We start from the raw sequence: 21906 nt of genomic DNA, 5'->3' as shown, positions 1-21906 counted from the left end.
GATGTTCTCCCGCGTGCTCGTTGCCAACCGAGGCGAGGTGGCTCTGCGTGTCGTGCGCGCCCTGCGCGAGCTGGGCGTCACGTCCGTCGTGGCATACTCCCAGGCCGATAAGGACACGCGCGCCGTACAGGAGGCCGACGAGTGCGTCTGCATCGGCCCGGCCCCCAGCGCCCAGAGCTACCTGTCCATCCCGGCCATTATCGGCGCCGCCAACTCGCGCCACTGCGAGGCCGTCCACCCCGGCTATGGCTTCCTGTCGGAGAACGCCGACTTCGCGCGGGCCTGCGCCGAGAACGACGTTGTGTTCATCGGCCCGTCCGCCGAGGTCATCGACCGCATGGGCGAGAAGTCCAACGCGAAGCAGACCATGCGTGCTGCCGGGGTTCCCTGCGTTCCTGGCAGCGACGGCGAGGTTCGCACCGTCGAGGACGCCCGCCGCGTCTGCGACGAGATCGGCTTCCCCGTGCTCATCAAGGCGTCGGCTGGCGGTGGCGGCAAGGGCATGCGCGAGTGCTTCTCAGCCGACGAGCTCGAGCACGCGTTCACGGCCGCAAAGAGCGAGGCTGAAGTCGCGTTCGGCAACGGCGAGGTCTACATCGAACGTCTTGTGCGCCGCCCGCGTCACGTCGAGGTGCAGGTGCTCGCCGATACGCACGGCAACGCCATCGCCCTGTGCGAGCGCGACTGCTCCGTGCAGCGCCGCCACCAGAAGCTCATCGAGGAGGCCCCGAGCCCCGCGCTGAGCCCCGAGCTGCGCCAGCGCATGTGCGACGCCGCCGTCGCCGCCGTGCGCGAGGTGGGCTACGTCAACGCCGGCACGATCGAGTTCCTGCTCGACCAGGACGGCAGCTTCTACTTCATGGAGATGAACACCCGCATCCAGGTGGAGCATCCCGTCACGGAGCAGATCACGCTGACGGACCTCGTCAAGGAGCAGATCCGCATTGCCGCCGGCGAGCCGATGTCCATCGCCGACCGCGCTCCGTTCTCGCCCATCGGGCACGCGTTTGAGTTCCGCATCAACGCTGAGGACCCCGAGCACGGCTTCCGCCCCTGCCCGGGCACCATCACGCGGCTCGTGCTGCCCGGTGGCCCTGGCGTGCGCGTCGACACGCACGCCTACCAGGGCTACAAGGTGCCGCCGACGTACGACTCTCTCGTTGCGAAGGTCATCGTCTGGGGTCGCGACCGCGCAGAGGCGCTCGCCCGCGCTGATCGCGCGCTTGCGGAGATGGTCGTCGAGGGCATCAAGACGACGATCCCGTTCCATCGCGCCGCCATTGCCCAGGAGGCCTTCCGCGCGGGCGAGGTGTACACTGACTTCATCCCCGAACACCTGCCCGAGTTCCTGAAGTAGGAGGCTGCCATGGATACCGAGATCGAGCTCGAGGGGCTGAGCATCTCGACGCGCGTGTTCGACTCCGTCGTTCGCATCGCCGCCGAGAAAGTCGACGGGGTCGCCTACGTCGGCATCCCTGCGGGCGTGAACTCCATGCTCACGTCGTTCCTCTCTGAGAAGCGCCCGCTGCAGGTGCCCGCTGTCGGCGTGCGCCGTGTCGATGGGGAGCTGCAGGTCGCCGTGCACGTGACGGCGTTTTTCGGCTATCCTTTCCGGGCCCTGGCCGACGACGTCCGTACGGCGGTCTCGGAGGCCGTCTCCGGTCTTGTCGGCATCGACGTCAGCTCGGTCGATGTGTTCATCGACGCCCTCGTCTTTCCGAAGGAGTAGTTCGTGTCAAGCATTCTCGTGGGGCGCACCCGTGCCCGTAGTCAGGCCATCCAGCTGCTGTTCCAGGCCGAGATCCAGGCGGTCGACGTGTTTGATCTGCTTGCCAGCGGCCAGTACGTGTTGGAAGACGGCCCGCTCGACGAGTATGGCGAGCAGCTGGCGCGCGGCGTCGCCCGCACGAGGCTGTCCATCGACCGCCTCATCGCCGGCGTGTCGCAGAACTGGAACCTGTCGCGCATGCCGCTCGTCGACCGCACCATCATGAGCGTCGCAGTCCACGAGATATTTGACGAGGACGAGGTGCCGACCTCCGTCGCCATCTCCGAGGCTGTCGAGATCTCGAAGGTGTACGGCACGGATGACTCCTCCTCGTTCGTGAACGGCGTGCTCGGCCGCGTCGCCCGCCTCGCAGACGAGCACCCTGACCTCGGCCTGGCGCAGATCGCTAAGCTCGTCGCCCCCGTCGAGGAGGCGCCTGCTGCCCCGGAGACGGCCGATGAGGCGCCGCTCGAGGGCGACGCCGCTCCCGAGGCCGCGCAGGCCGATGTGCCTGCCGAGAAGGGTGCGCATGCCGATGAGTAGCGAGGGACAGTCGTTCAGCGAGGTCGTGGGCCGTCTCGACGAGATCGTCGAGGCAGTGCGCAGCAAGGATGCCTCGCTCGAGCGCAGTCTCGACCTGCTTGACGAGGCCATAGCCCTCGGGTCGCGCGCAATAGAGCTCGTCGACGCGGCAGACGTCTCTCCCGAGGAGCTGGCGCAGGCTGACGCCGCTCCTGCTGACGCCGCACAGGTCGCCGACGGCCCGACCCCGGCCCCCGCGACGGGGACGCCCGGTGATACGCACACGGGGTCGGACGCTATCAGCTAGGAGGTGCGAGCGAGATGTCAGTGCTTGAGCGGATCGGCTGCCCCTCCGACGTCAAGAATCTCTCCCGGGCGGAGCTTTCCCAGCTTGCCTGCGACTTGCGGGCCGAGATGATCGCGGCCACGTCGCTCAACGGCGGCCACCTGGCGCCGTCGCTCGGCGCGGTCGAGATCATCCTGGCCGCCTATCGCGTGCTCGACCTGCCCAAAGACAAGCTGCTGTTCGACGTCGGCCACCAGGCGTACGCCCACAAGCTGCTTACGGGCCGCCTGAGCGGCTTTGCCAAGCTGCGTCGCAAGGGCGGCGTCTCGGGCTTTACGCGCCGCGAGGAGTCTCCCTACGACGTGCACGACGCCGGCCACGCCTCCGACAGCCTTGCCACGGCACTGGGCCTCGCGCTCGGCCGCGACCTTGACGGTTCCGACGAGCGCATCATGGCCGTTATCGGCGACGCCTCCATCGCTGGTGGCCTCGCCATGGAGGCACTCAACTACATCGGCCAGACGCAGGCGCGACGCTTCGTCATCGTGCTCAACGACAACGAGATGTCCATCTCGCATTCCGTGGGTGCCCTGTCGTCCTACCTCGCTTCCATCCGTACGAACGAGCGCTACCGCACCGTGCGCGACTCCGTCGAGGAGGCGATGACGAGCGCTGGCCCCATCGCGGCGGGTCTCATGCGCCTGGGCAACCTCGCTAAGGCCTCGACGAAGCAGCTGCTCGTCCCTGGCATGTTCTTCGAGGAGTTCGGCCTGTCCTACCTCGGGCCTATCGACGGGCACGACCTCGACGTCATGCAGGAGACGATGGAGCGGGCGTTCTCCATGGGCAAGCCCGTCATCATCCATGCCGTCACGCGCAAGGGTAAGGGCTTCGAGCCGGCCGAGCGCAACCCCGAGCTGTTCCACGGCGTTGGGCCGTTCGACCTCACCACGGGCGAGGTCATCAAGAAGCCGGCGTCCGCCCCTAGCTATACGCAAGCGTTTTCGCAGGCGCTGCGCTCCGAGGCGCGGGCCGACAAGGATGTCGTCGCCATCACGGCCGCCATGATGGGCGGCACGGGGCTCACGGGCTTCAAGCAGGAGTTCCCGGGCCGCTGCTTTGACGTGGGCATCGCGGAGGAGTGCGCCGTCACGATGGCGGGCGGCCTGGCAATCGAGGGCAAGAAGCCGGTCGTCGCCATCTACTCGACGTTTTTGCAGCGCGCGTTCGACGAGATCTCGACGAACGTCTGTCTGCCGAACCTGCCTGTCGTGCTCGCCGTGGACCGCGCCGGGCTCGTCGGTCAGGACGGCTCGACGCACCACGGCGCCTTTGACCTGTCTTACCTGCGCATGCTGCCCAACATGCGCGTCATCGCTCCCTCGGACGAGGCGGAGCTCGCTCGCGCGCTGCACACGGCGCTGCGCCTTGGCGGGCCCGTCGCGGTGCGCTACCCGCGCGGCTCTGCCCGCGGCGTTCCCATGCCCGCTGCCGGTGAGGGGCTGCCTGAGAGTGCCCGCGTGCTGCGCGAGGGCAGAGACGCGTGCATCCTGGCTGTCGGCAAGATGGCGTGGACGGCGCTGGAGGCCGCCGAGCTGCTGGTGGCATGCGGCATCGATTGCGGCGTCGTCGACATGCGCTGGGTCAAGCCGCTCGACCGCTCCGCCGTGCGTGACGCGTGCGGCTGCGACCTCGTCGTGACGCTCGAGGATAACGTGCTTGCCGGCGGCTTCGGCGCCGCCGTGCTCGAGGACATGGCTGACGAGGGGTTGTCAGCTCCCGTGCTGCGCCTCGGCCTTCCCGACGCGTTTGTGCCACACGGCTCCGTCGACGAGCTGCTCGCCGACCTGGGGCTGGACGCCGAGGGTGTGGCCAAGAGCATCGAGACGCGCCTGCGCGCGGCGAGGGCGTAGGGGGCGGTCGAATGGCGGGGGCGCGCACGCGGCGCCGGCTCGATGACGAGCTGGTGGCGCAAGGTCTGTTCCGCACGCGCGACGAGGCGATGCGCGCCGTGCTCGCCGGCGAGGTCTCCTCGCGCGGTGAGCGGCTCACAAGCCCGGGCGCTCAGGTGAGGCCGGGCTGCGAGCTGCACGTGCGTGCCGCGAGCCGCTACGTATCGCGCGGTGGCCTCAAGCTCGAGGGCGCACTCGACGCGTTCGGCCTCGACCCGACGGACCTCTCCTGCCTCGATGTGGGCTGCTCGACGGGCGGCTTTACGGACTGTCTGCTCAAGCGCGGAGCCCGCCGCGTCGCGGCCGTCGACGTGGGTCGCGCCCAGTTCGCCTGGTCGCTTCGCACTGATGAGCGTGTCAGCCTCTTTGAGGACACGAACATCTGTGACGCCGATCCCGCCCTGCTCGGCGCTCCGTTCGACCTTGCGGTTGCCGACGTCTCGTTCACGTCCGTCGCGCGCATCCTCGACAGCGTGTGTGCCCTGCTTGGCCCGCAGGGTGCGCTGTGCACGCTCGTCAAGCCGCAGTTCGAGGCGGCGCGCGACGAGGTGGACGAGGGCGGCGTCGTTCGCGACCCCGCCGTGCACGCCCGCGTCCTGCGCGACACGCTCGCGACGTTCGATCGCAGCACGCTTTCCGTGCAGGCCCTGGGCGTCTCGCCGATCCACGGCGCCAAAGGCAACATCGAGTTCTTCCTCTACGCGCGCCAGGGCGTTTCCGCCCTGCCCGTCGACGTCGACGCCCTCGTCGCGCAGGCGTGGGGGAGCGCCAGCGATTCGGGCGCGTTGCGCGCCCAGGCATAGCTGAAAGGTTCGTGATCGATGCGTAAGGTCATGCTCGTTCCCAACGACCTCTATCCCGAGTCCATGGCAGACGCCCGTCGCCTGGCGGACTGGCTCGACGACCAGCTTGTCGACGTCGCGTGGGCACCATCGTTCGGCTCTGATGACGCGGGCGAGGCGCTCGAGGGCGTCGAGCTCGTCGTCTCGCTCGGCGGCGACGGCACGCTGTTGCGCGCGGCGCGCCTCGTTGGTACGTCCGAGGTTCCGATTCTCGGCCTTTCCTACGGTCACCTCGGCTTTCTGACGTGCGACCAGGGCGAGCTGGACGTGTGCGGCATCGTGGGCCAGGCGTTGGCGGGCGAGCTGCACCCCTCGCGCCGCGCGGCCCTCGTCGCCGAGCTGAGCGGTGCGGATGCAGGCGGCAGGCTCGTGCAGCGCCAGGCGTTCGCGCTCAACGAGGTCGTGCTGTCGCGCGGGGGCTCGGGCAAGATCGTGGAGTTCGACGTCAAGGTGAACGGTCGCGCCATCGATGATCTGCGCGGCGACGGCTTCGTCGTGGCCAGCGCCACCGGGTCGACCGGCTACGCGCTGTCGGCCGGCGGCCCCATCGTGACGCCGGAGTTCAAGGGCATGGTGTGCGTGCCGATCGCCCCGCACACCATCACGGCGCGCGCGTTCCTCACGTCGGCGTCGGACGTCGTCGAGCTCGACGTGACAGATGCGCGCTCCATCGATCGCTGCGTGTTCGCCGACGGCGTGGCTCTGGCCGACGACCTACTCGTCGAGCGGCTCGTCGTGCGCCGCGCTCCGGCTGACGTCATCCTGCTTACGAACGACGTCAACGAGTTTTACGGCTCCGTGTCGCGCGTGTTCTACGGCGCGTGCCGCTAGCGGCTGGGGGAGGGCCCGATGCTTGACGAACTGCACGTCTCGAACCTCGCGCTCATCAGCGACGCCACGCTCGTGCCGGGTGCCGGCCTCACCGTGCTGACCGGCGAGACCGGCGCCGGCAAGTCGGCGCTGCTCTCGGCCATTAAGCTGCTCATCGGCGAGCGCGCCTCGGGCGACGCCGTGCGCGACGGGGCCGAGGGGCTCGTCGTGGAGGGCCGCTTCTTCCTGCGCGCCGACGGCGACGCCTGTCCCGACGGCCACGTTGCCAGCCGCCGTGTGAGCGCCGAGGGCCGCAGCCGCTGCTCGCTTGACGGCGCCATGGCGACGGTGGCGCAGCTCGCCGATGTCGTGGGCTCGACGGTCGACCTCTGCGGCCAGCACGACCACCAGCGCCTGCTGAGCCCGGCCAATCACCTTCCGCTGCTCGACGCGTGGGCCGGCGAGTCCGTTGCAGCGGCGCGCGCCTCCTACGAGCAGGCGTTTGACGCCCGCAGACGCGCAGCCGCCGAGCTCGACCGCGTGCTCGCCGCCCGCAGCGAGGAGGCGTCGCGTGTCGAGGAGGCCCGCTTCACGCTGGCGCGCATCGACGAGGTGGCGCCCCAACCGGGCGAGTACGAGGAGCTTGAGGCGTCGCTGCCTCGCTTGCAGAACGCCGAGGCACTGGCATCGGCGGCCAACGCGGGCTACGAGGCGCTCTCGTCCGACGGCGGGGCGCTCGACGCCGTGAACGCTGCCATCTCGGCGCTCGAGGGCGTCCGTGGATACGACGCAGAGCTGGGCAAGCTGGCCGACGCCCTGACGGAGAGCACGTACGGCCTCGAGGACGCGAGCCGCGAGCTGCGGCGCTATCGCGACGACGTCGACTTCGACCCCGAGGCGCTTGCCCGGGCGACCGATCGCATGGGCGAGCTGACGGGTCTGCTGCGCTCGTTTGGCCCGCGCATGGAGGACGTGCTTGCGAAGCGCGAGGAGGCTGCCGCCCTCGTCGCGCTCGTCGACGACTCCGAGGAGCTCGAGCGCAAAGCCCGCGCCGCCCTCGACCAGGCCGACGAGGTGCTCACGCAGGCTGCCGCGGCGCTCACGCAGGCGCGCAGTCAGGCGGCCCCGCGCTTTGCGGCTGAGGTCAGCGCCCAGATGGGTCGCCTCGAGATGGCGGGCGCCGAGCTCATCGTCGACGTGGCGGAGCTGCCGCGCGCCCAATGGGGCCGCCACGGCGCCGACCGCGTCGAGTTCCTCTACCGGCCAGGTGCCGGCCTCGCGTCGCGTCCGTTCGCCAAGATCGCCTCGGGCGGCGAGGTCAGCCGCGTCATGCTCTCCATCAAGGTGGCGCTGGGCGGCCACGACGACGTCGAAACGCTCGTGTTCGACGAGATAGACACGGGCGTCGGTGGCTCGACGGCGCGTGCCGTGGCGGCCGTGCTGGCAGACCTTGCGCGGACACACCAGGTCATCGTCGTGACGCACCTCGCGCAGATCGCCGTGTTTGCCCAGCGCCACTATGTCGTAAGCAAGGGCCTGTCCCCGGTCGACGGGCGCAACGAAACGCGCCTCGTCGCCGTCGAGGGCGAGCAGCGCGTGCGGGAGGTGTCACGCATGCTTTCGGGCGACGTCGACGACGCCTCGCTCGAGCACGCACGTCGCCTGCTCGCGCAGGCCTCCGCCGAAGCGGCGCCTGTCCCCTCCCGGGCATAGGGCATTTCTGTGGAGCACGTCGGCGTCGTCAAGAAGGACGCGCGCACAAAGAACCTCGTGGCGCGGCTCGTCCCCGGGGACATCGCCCTCATCGACCACGTCGACCTCGATCGCGTGAGCGCCCAGGCGCTCGTGGCGACCGGCGTGCGCGTCGTCATCAACGCTGCGCGCTCCATCTCGGGACGCTACCCCAACCAGGGCCCCGCCATCCTGCTCGACGCCGGCGTCATGCTCGTCGACGACGCGGGGCGTGCCCTGTTCGACGAGCTCTCCGAGGACGAGCACGTCACCGTGACCGCAGACGGCGTCGTGCTGCGCGGCGGGCAGACGATCGGTGCGGGGACCGTGCTGACGCGTGCTAGTGTTGAACGGGCGCTGCGTGACGCGGACGCGTGTCTCGACGAGCGCCTCGAGGCGTTCGTGCGCAATACGCTCGACTACGTCTCGCGCGAGCACACCGTGCTGCTCTCCGACATGGAGGTGCCGCAGACGCGCGACCAGATCGCGGGCCGACAGACGCTCGTCGTGACGCGCGGGCCGTCGTTCGAGGAGGATCTCAAGGCCCTGCGCAGCTACATCGCCGAGACGAGGCCGGCCATCATCGCCGTCGACGGCGCCGCCGACGTCCTGCTGCGCGAGAAGGTCGTGCCTGACGTCATCATCGGCGACATGGACTCGGTGTCCGACGCGGGCCTTCGCTGCGGTGCCCAGCTCATCGCGCACGCCTATGGGGACGGGCGGTGCCCGGCCGCGGCACGCCTCGACAGGCTGGGGCTGGCGTACTCCACGTGGGCGCTGCCTTGTACGAGCGAGGATCTCGCGCTTCTGCTGGCCTGGCACGGGCGCGCCGACCTCATCGTGGCCGTCGGGTCGCACACGAGCCTGAATGACTATCTCGACAAGGGACGAAGCGGGGCGTCGTCCTCGTTTCTTGTGCGCCTGAAAGTCGGGGACAAGCTCGTGGATGCGCGCGGCGTGAGCCGGCTGTACCGGGCCGCCCCGCGGCCGCGTCACCTCATGCCCGTCGTTTTGGCGGGGCTGGCCGTTGCCGTCGTGGCGATAGCGGCGTCCGAGCCGCTGCGTTCGGCGCTCTCGCTGCTGTGGCTGACGCTGCGGGCCCAGCTCGACCTGCTATTCTAGGGAGCGTCCGTGCGGCCGGGAGGGGGCTTGTGCGATGTATAACCTGCGCTACCACATCGTGACCGTCACGGCCATATTCGTTGCGCTGGCGATTGGCCTTCTGCTTGGCGTGGCAATTGGCCGCTCCAACGCCGTCCAGGCCACGACAGATTCTCTCGTGAGCGGTCTGCGCGACAGCCTCGATGTGCTGCAGGACGAGAACGACGCCCTGTCCGCGCAGGCTCGCGAGGCCGGGCAGCTCAACGACGCCCTCGTGGGAGCATGGACATCCGGGCGACTCGCGGAGCGTGACGCCCTCGTGTTGGGGGACGCCGGGTCGGCAGAGTGCGTGGCGCGCGTCACGAACGTGCTGGGCGCGGCAGGGGCGACGGTGCATGCGGTGACGCTCGCGTTGCCGGATACCGACGACTCCTCCTACGCTGACGTGCGGGCAGGTCTTTCCGGCCTGCTGCCCGGGGACGTGCCCGAGGGCCGCGCCGAGCTGGCCGACATGCTGGGGGAGGCGCTCGCGGCGGAGTGGGGCGCGACGGCAGGGCGGGATGGTTCGAGCCACGCGGGCTCGGAGGTTTCCGATGCCGCTTCGACGCAGCTTGGGGATCGTTCTGCGCAGGCGGCATCTGGGGCGGGCGAGAGCCAAATCTCCGACGGGGCGACGTTCCCCCTGACGGACTACCTGCGTTCGTGCGGCGTGCTCGCGACGTCCTCTTCCGACGCTGAGCTGGCCTCGTGCTCCCTCGTCGTGGACGTCGCCGTCGAGCGCGATGGTGCCGCCCCGCTCTCGCTGGCGCTGACAGCCGCGCTGACGGAGCGCGGCGTTCCGGCCGTCGCGACGCAGCTGTCCGATTCGGAGGCCTCGCTCGTGCAGGACGCCTGGGCGCACGGCGTCTCGGGTATGGCCGCTGTCGACGAGGCGGCGGGCGCCTACGGCGTCGTCGCGCTGCTCTCGGGTGCCGTTCCGGGTGCGTACGGCGTGGAGGGGCGCGACCCCTGGCCGTCCGTCCCCGATGATGTGGCGAGCGCTTTCCGGGAGGGAGATCTCTCTGCCTCTGCTGATGCGGCCGCCCGGGCGCAGGCGACATCGTGAGCCCCGCTGTCGTACTTGCCCAGCTCGCCATACTCGCCGTCACGGGCATCGCCGTCCCGATAGCGCTCATGCGCATGCTTGCCGCGCGCCTCGCGCATACGGCGCCGCGCGTGCGCAACTACCGCGGGCGCGAGGTGTTCACGGGGCTAGGCGTTGTCTGGGTCGTCTGGATGGCCTCGTTGATGGTGGGCGCCGCCGTACTCGACATGGCGTTCGCGTGGCGCCCTGCGTGGATCGGGACGCTGGTCAAGGCCGCCCCGCTCGTATTCGGCGCGTGCGCTCTCGGGATGTTCGACGACCTCGCCGGGTCGGGCGATCCCGCCAAGGGCTTTCGCGGGCACGTCGCGGCCCTGCGTCGCGGGGAGGTCACGACCGGCATGCTCAAGTTGTTGGGCATCGGCGCTCTGAGCCTCGTCGTTGCGGCGCAGATCTCCGGCGAGCCAGCGATGACGCCCTCCTATGTCGGCGGCCTGGTGCTGCGCGCCTCCGTCATGGCGCTGTTCGCCAACGAGATAAACCTGTTCGACCTGCGCCCCGCCCGTGCGCTCAAGGTGTACGTGCTGTTGCTGCTCGTGTCCTGCGCCGTGCTGGCGGGGCTAGCGGCGAGCGCCAGGGGGGCCGTGTCCGTGGCGGGCGTCGCCATTTTGTCGCTTGCGCCCGTGGTGGCCGTGTGGCCCTACGACGCGCGTGAGCAGGGGCTCATGGGAGATGCCGGGTCGAACGCCATGGGTGCGTACCTGGGATTCATTGTCGCGGCGTCAATGCCCCTAGCCGGGCAGGTTGTCGTCGCGGCCCTGCTGCTCGCGGCAAACGTGGCCTCGGAGCGCGTGAGCTACTCGGCGCTCATCGAGCGAACCGCACCCCTGCGCTGGCTCGACCGCCTCGGCCGCCCGCGCGACTAACGTCAGCAGCACGACGACGAACCGCCTCACTTGGGGAGGTTTCGTCGCGTGCCGTGTCGGTGGTCGGCCTGTTCGTAGGGCCTTGTAGAATCAAGTGCGGTGCCAGCGGCGTCCCGGCTGCGGGCGGCGCTTCCAAGCGATTGGGGGTGTTCGCCTTGGTCACACAAATCCTCAACGCCCTCGCGGCGGTCGCGACCGTCGCAGGCTTCCTTCTGGAAACCTGCGAGAAGATACTCAAGCTTCGCAAGGGGAGGAATTCGCACGTACGGGAGGCTCGGGAGGAGGCCAGCGAGAAGGCTTCCGAAAACAAGTAGGGCTGAGGTTGCAGCCTCAGCCCTAAAATAAACACCGCGCCGCCCGCCCCAGGTTAATTCGCCGCGGGCACGCTGGTACCGCTATTATACTCCTCGGGGGGCATTGCGCCGTGGCCCAATGCGGTATACCAAAGAAGCACAAGGCGAGAGCTTCGCGCTGGTGTGCCGCTGTCATCCCTAGGACTTGTTTTGCACAAAGGTGCTAAGACGGCGTCACACGAAGAAGGCCAGGCGGCACGTGCCGTTCTGGCCTTCGAGTTTCAGATGGTGCCCCCTGAGCGATTCGAACGCTCGACCTTGGGATTAGAAGTCCCCTGCTCTATCCAGCTGAGCTAAGGAGGCGTGTGGTGCTGCACAGCAGGGTGCAATTATACCGACCGACGCGCTTTCGCACCAGATGCTACTCCCTGCGCCATCCCACGTACAGACAGGTCATCGTGGTTCCCGTGCGTTCGTGACGCCTCGCGCCGCGCTCGACGCTCCGAGCGACGCCGCAGCTCTCTTGCTGGCAGCGCGGCACGCTCTCCGGCCGTTCCATGGTATAAGGGAGGCGTATCGGCGGATGCGCGCGTCTGCGAAGGGGTTGGCGCGCGCCTGCAACGGCAGGGGGTCGCCCATGGCTTCTTTGGAATCAGGGGGCACGCCGCACGGCGGTGACGCCGTTCCTCGCGAGCCTCTCGCTGCCAAGTCGCCCGCTCCGGATGCGGCCGTCGCCCGCCCTCTTCTCACGGCGTTTTCGTGCGGCGCCGCCTACCTGGCGCTCGTCGTGTTGTTCTCGTTGACGCCGCTGTTCACGCGGGAGACGCTCGTGCGCCCGGCCGATGGCCTCGGGCCTGCGCTTGGCCTGTTCTTCGGGGCCCCCGCGATCGTGGGCTGCTCCGTTGCCTCTCTGGCGGGGGCGCTGCTCGGCGGCATGCCGATCGGCCCGGCCGTGCTGTTTGCGCTGGCTCAGGTCGTCTACCTCGCCATCCCACGCCTGCTGTGGCGCCTTGTCGCAGGCCGCATCGCCCCCGCCGTCCGCCGCAGGCTTCCCTCAAACTCGTCGGGGCGTGGCGCCGCCGCGCCCCAGGACTCGCACGGCCTTGAAGGCGGGGTGCGCCCGCGCTTTGACACGGCGGGCAAGGTGGCGCTCTACGTCGCGCTCGTCCTGGTGGACGCGGGCTTTGCGGCGCTCACCCTCTCGGCGTTCGGGCCGGCGGAGTTTTCCGGTGTCGGCGCCCCGCTCGTGTGGTTCCTCAACTCGTTTGTCTTCGGCTGCTACGTCGGCCTGCCCTGCGCCCTCGTGCTGGGGTGGCGTCGCGGCCGCACGCTGGGCGAGCTTGTCGTCGCGCTGTTCCTCGTACTCATGGCTGCCGTCATCGTCGGCTTCTTCGCCATCGCCTACGGACCCTATCTCGTGGACGGCTCGTTGGCGACGCTGCAAGACTGGGGCTACTTCATCAGCTCGAGCTACCTCGTCGTTCTGGAGTTCACGGTCGCGGGCCTGCTGTTCATGGTCGTCGTCGTGGGCATCGTCGAGCGGCGCGTCTCCCGGCCGGTCATGGCCCTGCGCGCCTCGGCGACGGCATTCATGGGCGAGCTTGCGGCGCGCGAGGAGCACGGCGGCGAGCTGCAGGCCCTTCCCGTCGACGAGCGGGCCTTGCGCCCAGCGGCGGAGATCGGCGACCTCGTGGGCTCGGTCAACGCCATGCAGGCGGGCCTGGTGAGCTACGTGGAGCGCTTCGAGGCGGCGGCTGCCGAGCGCGAGCGTACGGCCGCGGAGCTCGACATCGCGCGTGAGATTCAGCTCTCCGCCGTGCCGCACGACTTCTCCGCGCTGCGCGAGCGCTATGGTCTGGACGTGAGCGGCTTCCTTCGTCCGGCGCGCGAGGTAGGCGGCGACTTCTATGACGTGTTCGAGCTGCGCGAGGGTGAGGTCGCGTTCGTCGTGGGCGACGTGTCGGGCAAGGGTGTCCCTGCCTCGCTGTTCATGATGCGCGCGCAGGGGCTCATCCGCGCGTGCATGCTCGCCCACGACGACCTGGGCGAGGCCCTCGCTGCCGCAAACGACGGCCTTGTGGAGCGCAACGACGCCATGCTGTTCGTGACGGCGTTCGTCTGCGCGCTTGACGTGTCGTCGGGCCGGCTGCGCTATGCCAACGCCGGGCACAACCCGCCCTCGCTGCGCCGCGGGGGCGTGCGGACGTACCTGCGCGCGCGACCCGGTCTCGTGCTCGGTGCCATGGCGGGCATGCCCTACGCGCAGGCGGAACTGTCGCTGACGCCCGGCGACGAGATCATGCTGTACACGGACGGGGTGACGGAGGCGGCTGACGGCTCGGCGGCCCTGTTCGGCGAGGCCCGTCTTGCCGAGGCGCTTGCCACCTGCGACGCGGGTAGCCTCGCAGAGGCCGCGCCCGAGGCCGGCCTCTCGCGCATGGGGGCCGCCATCGAGGCCGTTGTCTCGCGCATCGACGCGTTTGTCGATGGAGCGCCCCAGGCAGACGACATCACGCTCGTCGGCGTCTCGTGGGACCTGCCCCTGCGCGAGATAGACCTACCCAACGAGGATCGCTTCCTCGACGACCTGTTCGCCTTCCTCAAGCCTGTGACCGACGACCTCGTGGCGCGGAACCTCGCGACGGCGAAGCTCTCGTTTGACCTGCGCCTTGTGGCGGAGGAGCTGTTCGTCAACGTCTGTCACTACGGCAGCCCGGCAGGCGACGCGTTCCCGGTGCGTGTGTCGCTTGCCGTCGACGAGCGGGCGCGGCGACTGTTCTTGACGATGCGAGACGGCGGCGTCGCGTACAACCCGCTCGAGCACGCGACGCGCATGCCGACGCCAGACGGCCCGGTAGGCGGATTGGGCATCCACCTCGTGCGGACGTGCATGCAGTCCGTGCTCTACGAACGCGACGGTGGCGACAACGTGCTACGCATGGCGAAGGACTTCGTGTAGGGAAAACTCGCGCGGCCGGCCCGCCATAGCGCGCGTTCATACCGCGCGAAGCCCGGCGCCGCACATTTTGGCAGGGATGCCGTCGGTGTTGCTTTTTCGTTGCAGTTGTTCGGGTATGATGACAGTGAAGAGAAGAGGCGAGCCCTCCTCCGAGGCAGGCAGGACGTTTGGCCTGTGGAACCGGACGAGAGGCGGCGCCTCGAGCAGGGAATGGCGAAAGGAGGCCCCCATGAAGGAAGCGGAAGGCCGTCGAGAGCAGCAGGCTCAGCGCGCCGTTGAGCAGAAGCGCCTGCGCGAGGGTGTCGAGGAGCCCCGCAAGCTGACCGACCGACAGCTCGGCCAGGTCGTGGGCGGCATTGGCATCAAGGGCTACCTGCCTAACCTGCGCAACAGCTAGCATCTCGCTGTTCAGCCCGCTTTCCCGCGACTGCTGCGGGCGCGGGCTGCAGGGCATCGCCTCGTCGCCTGAGCGCGCGGGGCGATGCCCTTTTTCTCATGTCGCGCACCACACGATCCGAGGCGTCGGCCATCGCAAGCGCCCGGAGCACCACAACGAGGAGGCTGCATGGACGTAGCGGTGAACATGGACGGCACGTGCGCCCTGGTCAGCGTGCGCGGCTCGCTCAACACGAACACGGCGCCCCAGCTCGAGCAGGCGCTCGAGGGCGTCTTTTCGCAGGCGAGCGCCATCACGTTTGACTTTGACGGCCTCGAGTATGTCTCATCTGCCGGCTTGCGCGTGCTCATGATGGCGTTTAAGCGCTTGGGAGGTCAGGGCGTCGCCATCGAACACGCCTCCGACGAGATTCGCGAGGTGCTCGAGATAACCGGTTTCTCGACGCTGTTCGAAGTGAGGTAGCACATGGCTGACACAGACGGCGGCCCTGCTTCCATATTCCGTAAGAAGAGCCTCGACCGCGTGTCGTCGCCTGATCAGCTTGACCAGTACATCCGCGTGTCGAGCCCCGGCGCTTGGATGGTGCTCATCGCCATCGTCCTGCTTGCGCTGGCGGCCGTCATCTGGCTGTTCCTCGGGCGCGTCCCCTCGACGCAGCCCGCGACGATCACCGTTGAGAACGGGCAGATCACCGGGCAGGTCGGGGGCGTCTCCGACGGCACGTACCAGGCGGAGATCACCGTGAGTTCGGACAGCCCCTCTGCCCTGTTCCTCGGCCGATAAGTGCGGGTGAGAGCCATGGCGAAGGCGAGACGTTCCCCGGGGGAGCCCGGAAAGATGGCCGGCAAGATCCCCCAGATCATGCAGATGGAAGCGCTCGAGTGCGGCGCCGCGAGCCTTGCAATGATTTGCGCCTACTGGGGCAAGTGGCTGCCACTGGAGCAGGTGCGTCTCGACTGCGGCGTCTCGCGCGACGGCTCTTCGGCGCTCAACGTCGTCAAGGCGGCGCGCTCGTACGGCTTTGAGGCGAAGGGTTATCGCTTCGAGCCCGAGACGCTGCGCGAGAAGGCGACGTTTCCCTGCATCGTGCACTGGAACTTCAACCACTTCGTCGTCGTGCGCGGGTTTCGTGGCAAGCACGTCTACCTCAACGACCCGGCCCGCGGCGAAGTGCGCATAGGCCTCGAGGAGTTTGACCGCTGCTTTACGGGCGTCTGCCTGCAGTTCGCCCCCACGGATGCTTTCGAGCCGGGCGGAGAGCCCGCGTCGGTGCGATCGTTCGCGCTCGGCCGACTGCGCGGCACGGCGACGGCTCTGGCGTTCGTGGCGCTGACGTCGGTCATCACGTCGGTCATCAACGCTGTCAACCCCGTGTTCTCGCAGGTGCTCACCGACAAGCTGCTCGGAGGCAGCAACGACGGATGGCTCGTGCCGTTTATCGTGGCGCTGGCGGCTGTCGGCGTCGTCCAGGTCATCGTCGCCATCCTCAACGCCCGCTACCTGCTGCGTGTCGAGGGCAAGATGGCCGTCTCCGCCAACTCGAGCTTCCTGTGGAAGCTGCTGCACCTGCCCATCGAGTTCTACTCGCAGCGCTCCGCCGGTGACATCCAGGCGCGCGCCGCCTCGAACACGCAGGTTGCGTCACGCCTCATCGGCAAGCTGGCGCCCCTCGCCATCAACTTCGTCATGCTCGTGTTCTACCTCGTCGTCATGGTGAGCTACTCGCCGCTGCTCGCGGCCATCGGCATCACGGCGACGGTCGCCAACCTCGTTTTGGCGCGCGTCATCTCGCAGAAGCGCGTCAACATCGTGCGCGTCCAGATGCGCGACCAGGCCAGCCTCAGCGCGGCGACGGTCGCCGGTATCGACATGGTGGAGACCATCCGGGCGTCGGGTGCCGAGGACGGCTACTTCCAGCGCTGGAGCGGCTACCAGGCGGGCGCGAACAACCAGGAGGTTAGCTACGCGCGCCTCAACGCCTACCTGGGCACCGTGCCACAGGTCGTGTCGGGCGCGTCCAACGTCGCCGTGCTCATGGTCGGCGTGTGGCTCGTGCTGCAGGGCCAGTTCAGCATCGGCATGATCCTGGCATTCCAGGGCTTCCTCGCGCAGTTTGCCGCGCCTGCCCAGTCCCTCATCGAGACGATGCAGTCGTTCTACGAGATGCGCACCGACATGGAGCGCATCCAGGACGTCATGGACTACGCGGAGGACCCGCTGGCGGGCGGCGCCGAGCGGGGAGCTGAAGATTCCGCGGGCACCCAGCAGGCGCACGAGTCCTACGAGAAGCTGCGCGGCGAGGTTGACATGCGCGGCGTGACGTTCGGCTACTCCCGCCTTGCGCGACCGCTTGTCCAGGGGTTTGACCTGCATGTTGCCGCCGGCTCAAGCGTCGCGTTCGTCGGGCCGTCCGGCTGCGGCAAGTCGACGATCGCCAAGCTGCTTACGGGTCTGTACCGCCCGTGGGAGGGCGAGGTTCTGCTCGACGGAACACCGCTGCCCGATATCCCACACCCTGTGCGCACGGGCTCGGTGGCCGTCGTCGACCAGGATATCGTTCTGTTCGAGGGATCCATCGACGAGAACATCAGTCTGTGGGACAGCTCTATCGAGGACTACGAGGTCATACTCGCGGCGCGCGACGCGAAGATCCACGACGACATCATGGCGCGGCCGGGCGGCTATGCCGGCAAGCTCGCCGCGGGTGGAACGGACATGAGCGGCGGCCAGCGCCAACGCCTCGAGATCGCCCGCGCACTGGCGACCGACCCGACGATTCTCGTTCTCGACGAGGCGACGAGCGCGCTTGACGCCGTGACGGAGCATGAGGTCATGCAGAGGATCCGCCGGCGCGGCATCACACTCGTCGTCGTGGCACACCGCCTGTCCACCATTCGCGACTGTGACCAGATCATCGTGCTCGACCGCGGCAACATCGTTCAGCGCGGCACGCACGACGAGCTCATGGCGCAGGGCGGGCTGTACGCCTCGCTCGTCACGCAGGAATAGGGGTGCCCCATGGGATGGTTTGACAGCCAGATTCAAGAGCGCCTCAAGAGCGACCGCGAGGGCGTCGAGTCGAGCATTGCCGACCTCACCGAGGCACTGACCGGCTTTTCCGGCGCCCACGACGCCAGCCGCGCGACGACGGATGCCGTGGCGGACGTGCTGGCGTACTTCGGGGCGCGTCCCCAGGAGGCGCCTCAGGGCACGACGGCGCTTGCCGACGTCATTGATGCCCAGGTGCGCCCGCTCGGCATCATGTACCGCGAGGTGAGCCTGACGCCGGGCTGGTCGCGCGAGGCGGCAGGCGTCATCCTCGGCACGCGCGACGACGGCACGCCCGTGGCGCTGCTGCCCCACGGCGCGCGCGGCTACGCCTGCCACGACCACGCGACGGGCAAAGTCGTGCCCCTGGGCTCCGACGACACCGCCGGGCTGCGGCGCCATGCTCTGCTGTTCTATCGCCCGCTGCCGGCGCACGAGCTCGGCGTGCGTGACATCCTCGCGTTTCTGGCGCGCTCCGTCGACCGGCGCGACTGGATCATGGTCGCGGTCGCTGCCCTGGCCGTCTCGCTCATCGGCCTCGTTCTGCCCGCGCTCAACCAGGTCATCTTCGGCCCACTCGTGGCGTCGGGCAACGCGTCGCTCGTGGCGCCCGTGGCCGTCGTGCTGTTGTGCGTCACGTTTGCCCAGATCGTCATCGGCGTCGTGAAGTCGCTGCTCATCTCACGCATCCAGACGCGCGTGTCCGTGGCGCTGTCCGCTGCCGTCATGATGCGCGTGCTGCAGCTGCCCACGGGCTTCTTCAAGAAGTACTCCGCCGGTGCCCTGGCCACGCGCATCGCGTGCGTGCAGGCCATATCCGACACACTGCAGAGCGTCATACTCGGTGCCGGCCTTACAGCGACGTTCTCCGTCGTGTACATCTTCCAGATCCTGACGATCTCGCCGGCACTCGTGGGCCCGGCGCTCGTGGCGACGCTGGCAACGGTCGGCGTGCTCGTCGCCATCGCGCTGGCCCAGGCGCGCATGATGGGCGAGCTGCTCGAGTGGCGCTCGAAGCGCAGTGGCTGGGAGTACGCGCTCATCGGCGGCATGCAGAAGATTCGCCTCGCAGGTGCGGAGAGCCGCGCGTACTCCCGCTGGGCCGACATCTACAAGAACGAGGTGCGCCTCACGTATCGCGGTCCCGTGCTCGTGCGTTACGGCGCGGCGCTGCAGGTGGCCGTGTCGCTGGCGGGAACGCTGTGGATCTACTGGACGGCCGTGAGCCAGGGCGTGTCCGTGGCGGACTACATGGCTTTCACGACGGCGTACGGCATGGTGTCGGGCGCTCTGATGTCGCTGGGCGCCGCGGCGGCGCAGGGCATGGCCATCAGGCCGTACCTCGACATGGCGCGCCCCCTGCTCGAGGAGGTGCCCGAGCTGTCGGAGCGCCGTCACGCCGTGGGGCGCGTGACGGGCGGCATCGAGATGGACCACGTGACGTTCTCGTACGGTGAGGGGCGCCCGCCCATCTTGAAGGACCTCTCGTTCAAGATCCGTCCCGGCCAGTACGTCGGAGTCGTTGGGCGCACGGGCTGCGGCAAGTCGACGCTGCTCAGGCTGCTTCTCGGCTTCGAGGAGCCCCAGACGGGCGCCGTGTACTACGACGGGCGCGACCTATCGACGCTCGACCTGCGAGGGCTGCGGCGCAACATCGGCGTCGTACTGCAGGACGGTAAGCTTTTCGCGGGCGACATCTACTCGAACATCGTCGTGTCGGCTCCGTGGCTCACGCTCGACGACGCGTGGGCGGCGGCCGAGCTCGCGGGCATCGCCGACGACATTCGCGCTATGCCGATGGGCATGCAGACCATCATTTCCGAGGGAGCGGGCGGCCTGTCGGGCGGTCAGCGCCAGCGCCTGATGATCGCGCGCGCCATCGCCGCCAAGCCGAAGATCCTGATGTTCGACGAGGCCACGAGCGCCCTGGACAACGTGTGTCAGCGCATCGTGTCCGAGTCACTGGCGAGCCTGCGCTGCACACGCATCGCCATCGCCCACCGACTGTCGACCATCCGCGAGTGCGACCGCATCCTCGTGCTCGACGGGGGGCGCATCGCCGAGGACGGCACGTACGACGAGCTCATGGCGCAGGGCGGCATCTTCAGTGAGCTCGTTGCCCGCCAGCAGGTGTAAAGCGCCCCGGATTAGTCGCAAGGCTTCCCGGGGCTCGGGCCTGCCCCTAGCCGATGCTCGCCAGGTGTCGTCTGGCTCCGCTCGAGCCCCAGCTCTGGGCGCGTTTTGCCCCAACCCCGGGCGCATTTTGCGGTTATGCGAGGTCTTGTAAAAAAGCTGGCTGTAAATGGGCGCGGATTGCGGTTGTGCTGGGTTTGCAGGCTCGACTGCATGGCGCACGTGCGGGTGGCTTTGAGAAACCCGCAGGTAGGAGGACCACGCGTTTCGCGCCTTCCCCGCCTCGCACGAAAAAAAACGACGCAAACCTCGCATCACCGTGATTTGCGCCCATTTCCAGCACCCGGTTTTGCAGAACCTCGCACAACCGCAGGATTTGACCGGCGGGCGGGCTCGAACCCGGGCACGATGTCCAAACTGCCGGCAGGATCCAGCCGGGCCCCAGGCCCTGCCCGTACGCGTGCCAAAGAAGAAAAACGCCCGCGCATCCCCGGGGGTTTGCGCGGGCGTGAGAGCATGCGAGTTCGTTTAGCGATCCGAGCGCTTCTTGTCGATCATGATGCCGATGACCATCACGAGGAACATGCCGACGACGAGCAGGGACCGTAAGATGAAGCCGCTTAGTTCGGTGTCCATAGCCAATCCATTTCAACGGGGGCGGCCATGTGCTGCCCTTTCTCTGCCCAGAAGTGTAGGCAATCCCGTCTAAAGATAGGGTTAAGCTTTCTGGACACCGATACCTGGCGTCCGGTCGGGGCGCGACGGGCGCCCCGACCAGAGTCTGCGCTCTCCCTACTCGAACGTCTCGGCCACGAGCTTGAGGCCGTCGACGATGCCGAGATGCTGCGGGCAGGCGCGCTCGCACGCGCGGCAGGCGATGCAGTCGCTTGCCCTGCCGTGGTCGCGGGCGTAGCCGCGGTAGATCATCTTCTGCGTTGAGAAGTCTCGGCTTACGGTGCGCTTTTCGGCGTTGAGCAGGCTGAAGTACTCCGGGATGGCGATGTCGCGTGGGCAGTGGCTCACGCAGTAGCGACACGCGGTGCACGGGATGGTGATGTTGCGTCGCACGAGCTCGCCGACCTGGTGCAGCAGCTCGACCTGATCGGCGGGGAGCGGCTTGAAGTCCGCCATGAACGCTACATTGGCGCGCAGCTGCTCGAGGTTTGACATGCCGGAGAGCACCATCTCGACGCCCGGCAGGCTTGCGGCGAAGCGGATGGCCCACTCGGCAGGGGAGCGGTCGGGCTCGGCGGCGCGCAGCAGCGCCTCGGCCTCGGCCGGCAGGTCGGCGAGCGCCCCGCCCTTGATGGGCTCCATGACGAACACCGGCTTGCCGTGCTTGCGGCAGACCTCGTAGTTGCGCCGCGCCTGGATGGCGTCGTCCTCCCAGTCGAGGTAGTTGATCTGCAGCTGCACGAACTCGGTGTCGGGCCAGCGCGTCAGAAGCTCGTCCAGGTACTCCGCGTTGTAGTGGTATGAGAAGCCGAGACGCTTGATCTTGCCCTCGTCGCGCTGGCGGCGCAGGAAGTTCCACGAGTCGAAGCGGTCGGTGTTTACGGAGTTCTGGCCGCCCAGGGCATGCAGCAGGTAGAAGTCGAACGAGTCGACGCCACAGCGCTCGAACTGCTCGGCGAATATGCGCTCCTGGTCGCCCTCCTGCTTGATGAGGGCGCTCGGCAGCTTGTCGGCGAGCACGTAGGCGTCGCGGGGGTAGCGGTCCATGAGGGCGCGGCGCAGGGCCCCCTCGCTGGCCTGCTTGTGGTAGAAGTACAGCGTGTCGAAGTACGTGAAGCCGGCGGCTAGGTACTCGTCGACCATCTGGGCGAGCTGGGGCTCGTCGATGGCTGCGGGGTTGTTGGGGTCGGTGAGTGGCAGGCGCATGCACCCAAAGCCGAGCTTCTTCATGGCGGGCCAGGGCGAGCCGGTGGTGGTCGTGTCGGGCATGGCGGGGGTCCTCTCCTCGAATGGCTCCTTGCCTGCCGGGGTCATCGCCGCGTCGGTGGGGGCGAGCCACGCAGGTGGGCGGCATTATACGGCGAGGGGAGGGCCACGTCGGG

General features: G+C 68.5%; 19 protein-coding genes and 1 tRNA gene. 18 read left to right on the top strand and 2 right to left on the bottom strand.

Going from position 1 to position 21906, the window contains the following annotated elements; genetic code table 11:
* Window position 1 precedes the first annotated feature (1 nt).
* From accC to KHZ24_09470, 12 genes are read left to right on the top strand one after another with little or no spacing between them, the layout of a single operon-like run.
* Window positions 2–1357 (top strand): acetyl-CoA carboxylase biotin carboxylase subunit, encoded by a 1356-nt coding sequence (accC, locus tag KHZ24_09525; protein ID MBS5451427.1) that lies wholly within the window; start codon window positions 2–4, stop codon window positions 1355–1357.
* A 9-nt stretch (window positions 1358–1366) separates the two neighbouring features.
* Complete coding sequence (locus tag KHZ24_09520; protein MBS5451426.1) at window positions 1367–1729, top strand: Asp23/Gls24 family envelope stress response protein; 363 nt, start codon at window positions 1367–1369, stop codon at window positions 1727–1729.
* A gap of 3 nt (window positions 1730–1732) precedes the next feature.
* Complete coding sequence (nusB, locus tag KHZ24_09515) at window positions 1733–2311, top strand: transcription antitermination factor NusB (protein ID MBS5451425.1); 579 nt, start codon at window positions 1733–1735, stop codon at window positions 2309–2311.
* Window positions 2304–2597 carry an exodeoxyribonuclease VII small subunit gene (locus tag KHZ24_09510; protein MBS5451424.1) on the top strand — a complete coding sequence of 98 codons (294 nt, stop codon included), beginning with the start codon at window positions 2304–2306 and terminating at the stop codon, window positions 2595–2597. Before nusB ends, KHZ24_09510 begins: the two co-directional genes overlap by 8 nt.
* Before the next feature lie 14 nt (window positions 2598–2611).
* The gene (gene dxs, locus KHZ24_09505) at window positions 2612–4489 is read left to right on the top strand and encodes a 1-deoxy-D-xylulose-5-phosphate synthase (GenBank protein MBS5451423.1); all 1878 of its coding nucleotides are present in this window, start codon (window positions 2612–2614) and stop codon (window positions 4487–4489) included.
* Between the two features lie 11 nt (window positions 4490–4500).
* The gene (locus KHZ24_09500) at window positions 4501–5331 is read left to right on the top strand and encodes a TlyA family RNA methyltransferase (GenBank protein MBS5451422.1); all 831 of its coding nucleotides are present in this window, start codon (window positions 4501–4503) and stop codon (window positions 5329–5331) included.
* 18 nt (window positions 5332–5349) lie between these two features.
* A complete protein-coding gene (locus KHZ24_09495) occupies window positions 5350–6201 on the top strand; it encodes an NAD(+)/NADH kinase (GenBank protein ID MBS5451421.1) in 852 nt (283 codons plus the stop codon).
* An 18-nt stretch (window positions 6202–6219) separates the two neighbouring features.
* Window positions 6220–7893, top strand: coding sequence for a DNA repair protein RecN (gene recN / locus KHZ24_09490; protein MBS5451420.1), 1674 nt, complete (start codon window positions 6220–6222; stop codon window positions 7891–7893).
* 9 nt (window positions 7894–7902) lie between these two features.
* Complete coding sequence (locus KHZ24_09485; protein ID MBS5451419.1) at window positions 7903–9033, top strand: hypothetical protein; 1131 nt, start codon at window positions 7903–7905, stop codon at window positions 9031–9033.
* Between the two features lie 34 nt (window positions 9034–9067).
* Entirely contained in the window at window positions 9068–10117 is a 1050-nt protein-coding gene (locus KHZ24_09480) for a copper transporter (GenBank protein MBS5451418.1), read from the top strand.
* Window positions 10114–11019 (top strand): hypothetical protein, encoded by a 906-nt coding sequence (locus KHZ24_09475; GenBank protein ID MBS5451417.1) that lies wholly within the window; start codon window positions 10114–10116, stop codon window positions 11017–11019. The genes KHZ24_09480 and KHZ24_09475 overlap by 4 nt, the downstream gene beginning before the upstream one ends.
* Before the next feature lie 53 nt (window positions 11020–11072).
* Window positions 11073–11333, top strand: a complete 261-nt coding sequence (locus KHZ24_09470) for a hypothetical protein (protein ID MBS5451416.1) — start codon at window positions 11073–11075, stop codon at window positions 11331–11333.
* A 265-nt stretch (window positions 11334–11598) separates the two neighbouring features.
* On the opposite strand, the gene KHZ24_09465 is transcribed toward KHZ24_09470, so the two are convergent.
* Window positions 11599–11675: transfer RNA gene (locus KHZ24_09465), tRNA-Arg, on the bottom strand.
* 274 nt (window positions 11676–11949) lie between these two features.
* Here KHZ24_09465 and KHZ24_09460 point away from each other — a divergent pair.
* From KHZ24_09460 to KHZ24_09435, 6 genes are all read left to right on the top strand, one after another.
* Window positions 11950–14271 (top strand): SpoIIE family protein phosphatase, encoded by a 2322-nt coding sequence (locus tag KHZ24_09460; GenBank protein ID MBS5451415.1) that lies wholly within the window; start codon window positions 11950–11952, stop codon window positions 14269–14271.
* Window positions 14272–14500: 229 nt separating this feature from the next.
* Entirely contained in the window at window positions 14501–14668 is a 168-nt protein-coding gene (locus tag KHZ24_09455; protein ID MBS5451414.1) for a hypothetical protein, read from the top strand.
* A 168-nt stretch (window positions 14669–14836) separates the two neighbouring features.
* Complete coding sequence (locus KHZ24_09450; GenBank protein ID MBS5451413.1) at window positions 14837–15130, top strand: STAS domain-containing protein; 294 nt, start codon at window positions 14837–14839, stop codon at window positions 15128–15130.
* A 3-nt stretch (window positions 15131–15133) separates the two neighbouring features.
* Window positions 15134–15451, top strand: coding sequence for a hypothetical protein (locus KHZ24_09445; GenBank protein MBS5451412.1), 318 nt, complete (start codon window positions 15134–15136; stop codon window positions 15449–15451).
* A gap of 54 nt (window positions 15452–15505) precedes the next feature.
* Entirely contained in the window at window positions 15506–17677 is a 2172-nt protein-coding gene (locus KHZ24_09440; GenBank protein ID MBS5451411.1) for an NHLP family bacteriocin export ABC transporter peptidase/permease/ATPase subunit, read from the top strand.
* 9 nt (window positions 17678–17686) lie between these two features.
* Window positions 17687–19852, top strand: coding sequence for an NHLP bacteriocin export ABC transporter permease/ATPase subunit (locus KHZ24_09435; protein ID MBS5451410.1), 2166 nt, complete (start codon window positions 17687–17689; stop codon window positions 19850–19852).
* A gap of 789 nt (window positions 19853–20641) precedes the next feature.
* Here the strand turns inward: KHZ24_09435 and KHZ24_09430 are convergent.
* Entirely contained in the window at window positions 20642–21754 is a 1113-nt protein-coding gene (locus KHZ24_09430) for an aldo/keto reductase (protein MBS5451409.1), read from the bottom strand.
* Between the last annotated feature and the right edge of the window lie 152 nt (window positions 21755–21906).

The sequence above is a fragment of the Coriobacteriia bacterium genome (genome assembly GCA_018368455.1).
Taxonomy (GTDB): Bacteria; Actinomycetota; Coriobacteriia; order Coriobacteriales; family UMGS124; genus JAGZEG01.
The sequence above is the reverse complement of the archived record's forward strand: the minus strand, read 5'-3'. Positions and strand labels throughout refer to the sequence as shown.

What these genes read in the sequence shown, in the direction of transcription:
- dxs (MBS5451423.1), top strand. Translation starts at nt 2,612, where the DNA reads ATGTCAGTGCTTGAGCGGATCGGCTGCCCCTCCGACGTCAAGAATCTC.
- KHZ24_09435 (MBS5451410.1), top strand. Translation starts at nt 17,687, where the DNA reads ATGGGATGGTTTGACAGCCAGATTCAAGAGCGCCTCAAGAGCGACCGC.
- KHZ24_09455 (MBS5451414.1), top strand. Translation starts at nt 14,501, where the DNA reads ATGAAGGAAGCGGAAGGCCGTCGAGAGCAGCAGGCTCAGCGCGCCGTT.
- KHZ24_09510 (MBS5451424.1), top strand. Translation starts at nt 2,304, where the DNA reads ATGAGTAGCGAGGGACAGTCGTTCAGCGAGGTCGTGGGCCGTCTCGAC.
- KHZ24_09450 (MBS5451413.1), top strand. Translation starts at nt 14,837, where the DNA reads ATGGACGTAGCGGTGAACATGGACGGCACGTGCGCCCTGGTCAGCGTG.
- KHZ24_09430 (MBS5451409.1), bottom strand. Translation starts at nt 21,754, where the DNA reads ATGAAGAAGCTCGGCTTTGGGTGCATGCGCCTGCCACTCACCGACCCC.
- KHZ24_09500 (MBS5451422.1), top strand. Translation starts at nt 4,501, where the DNA reads ATGGCGGGGGCGCGCACGCGGCGCCGGCTCGATGACGAGCTGGTGGCG.
- accC (MBS5451427.1), top strand. Translation starts at nt 2, where the DNA reads ATGTTCTCCCGCGTGCTCGTTGCCAACCGAGGCGAGGTGGCTCTGCGT.
- KHZ24_09495 (MBS5451421.1), top strand. Translation starts at nt 5,350, where the DNA reads ATGCGTAAGGTCATGCTCGTTCCCAACGACCTCTATCCCGAGTCCATG.
- KHZ24_09445 (MBS5451412.1), top strand. Translation starts at nt 15,134, where the DNA reads ATGGCTGACACAGACGGCGGCCCTGCTTCCATATTCCGTAAGAAGAGC.
- KHZ24_09520 (MBS5451426.1), top strand. Translation starts at nt 1,367, where the DNA reads ATGGATACCGAGATCGAGCTCGAGGGGCTGAGCATCTCGACGCGCGTG.
- recN (MBS5451420.1), top strand. Translation starts at nt 6,220, where the DNA reads ATGCTTGACGAACTGCACGTCTCGAACCTCGCGCTCATCAGCGACGCC.
- KHZ24_09460 (MBS5451415.1), top strand. Translation starts at nt 11,950, where the DNA reads ATGGCTTCTTTGGAATCAGGGGGCACGCCGCACGGCGGTGACGCCGTT.
- KHZ24_09480 (MBS5451418.1), top strand. Translation starts at nt 9,068, where the DNA reads ATGTATAACCTGCGCTACCACATCGTGACCGTCACGGCCATATTCGTT.
- KHZ24_09440 (MBS5451411.1), top strand. Translation starts at nt 15,506, where the DNA reads ATGGCCGGCAAGATCCCCCAGATCATGCAGATGGAAGCGCTCGAGTGC.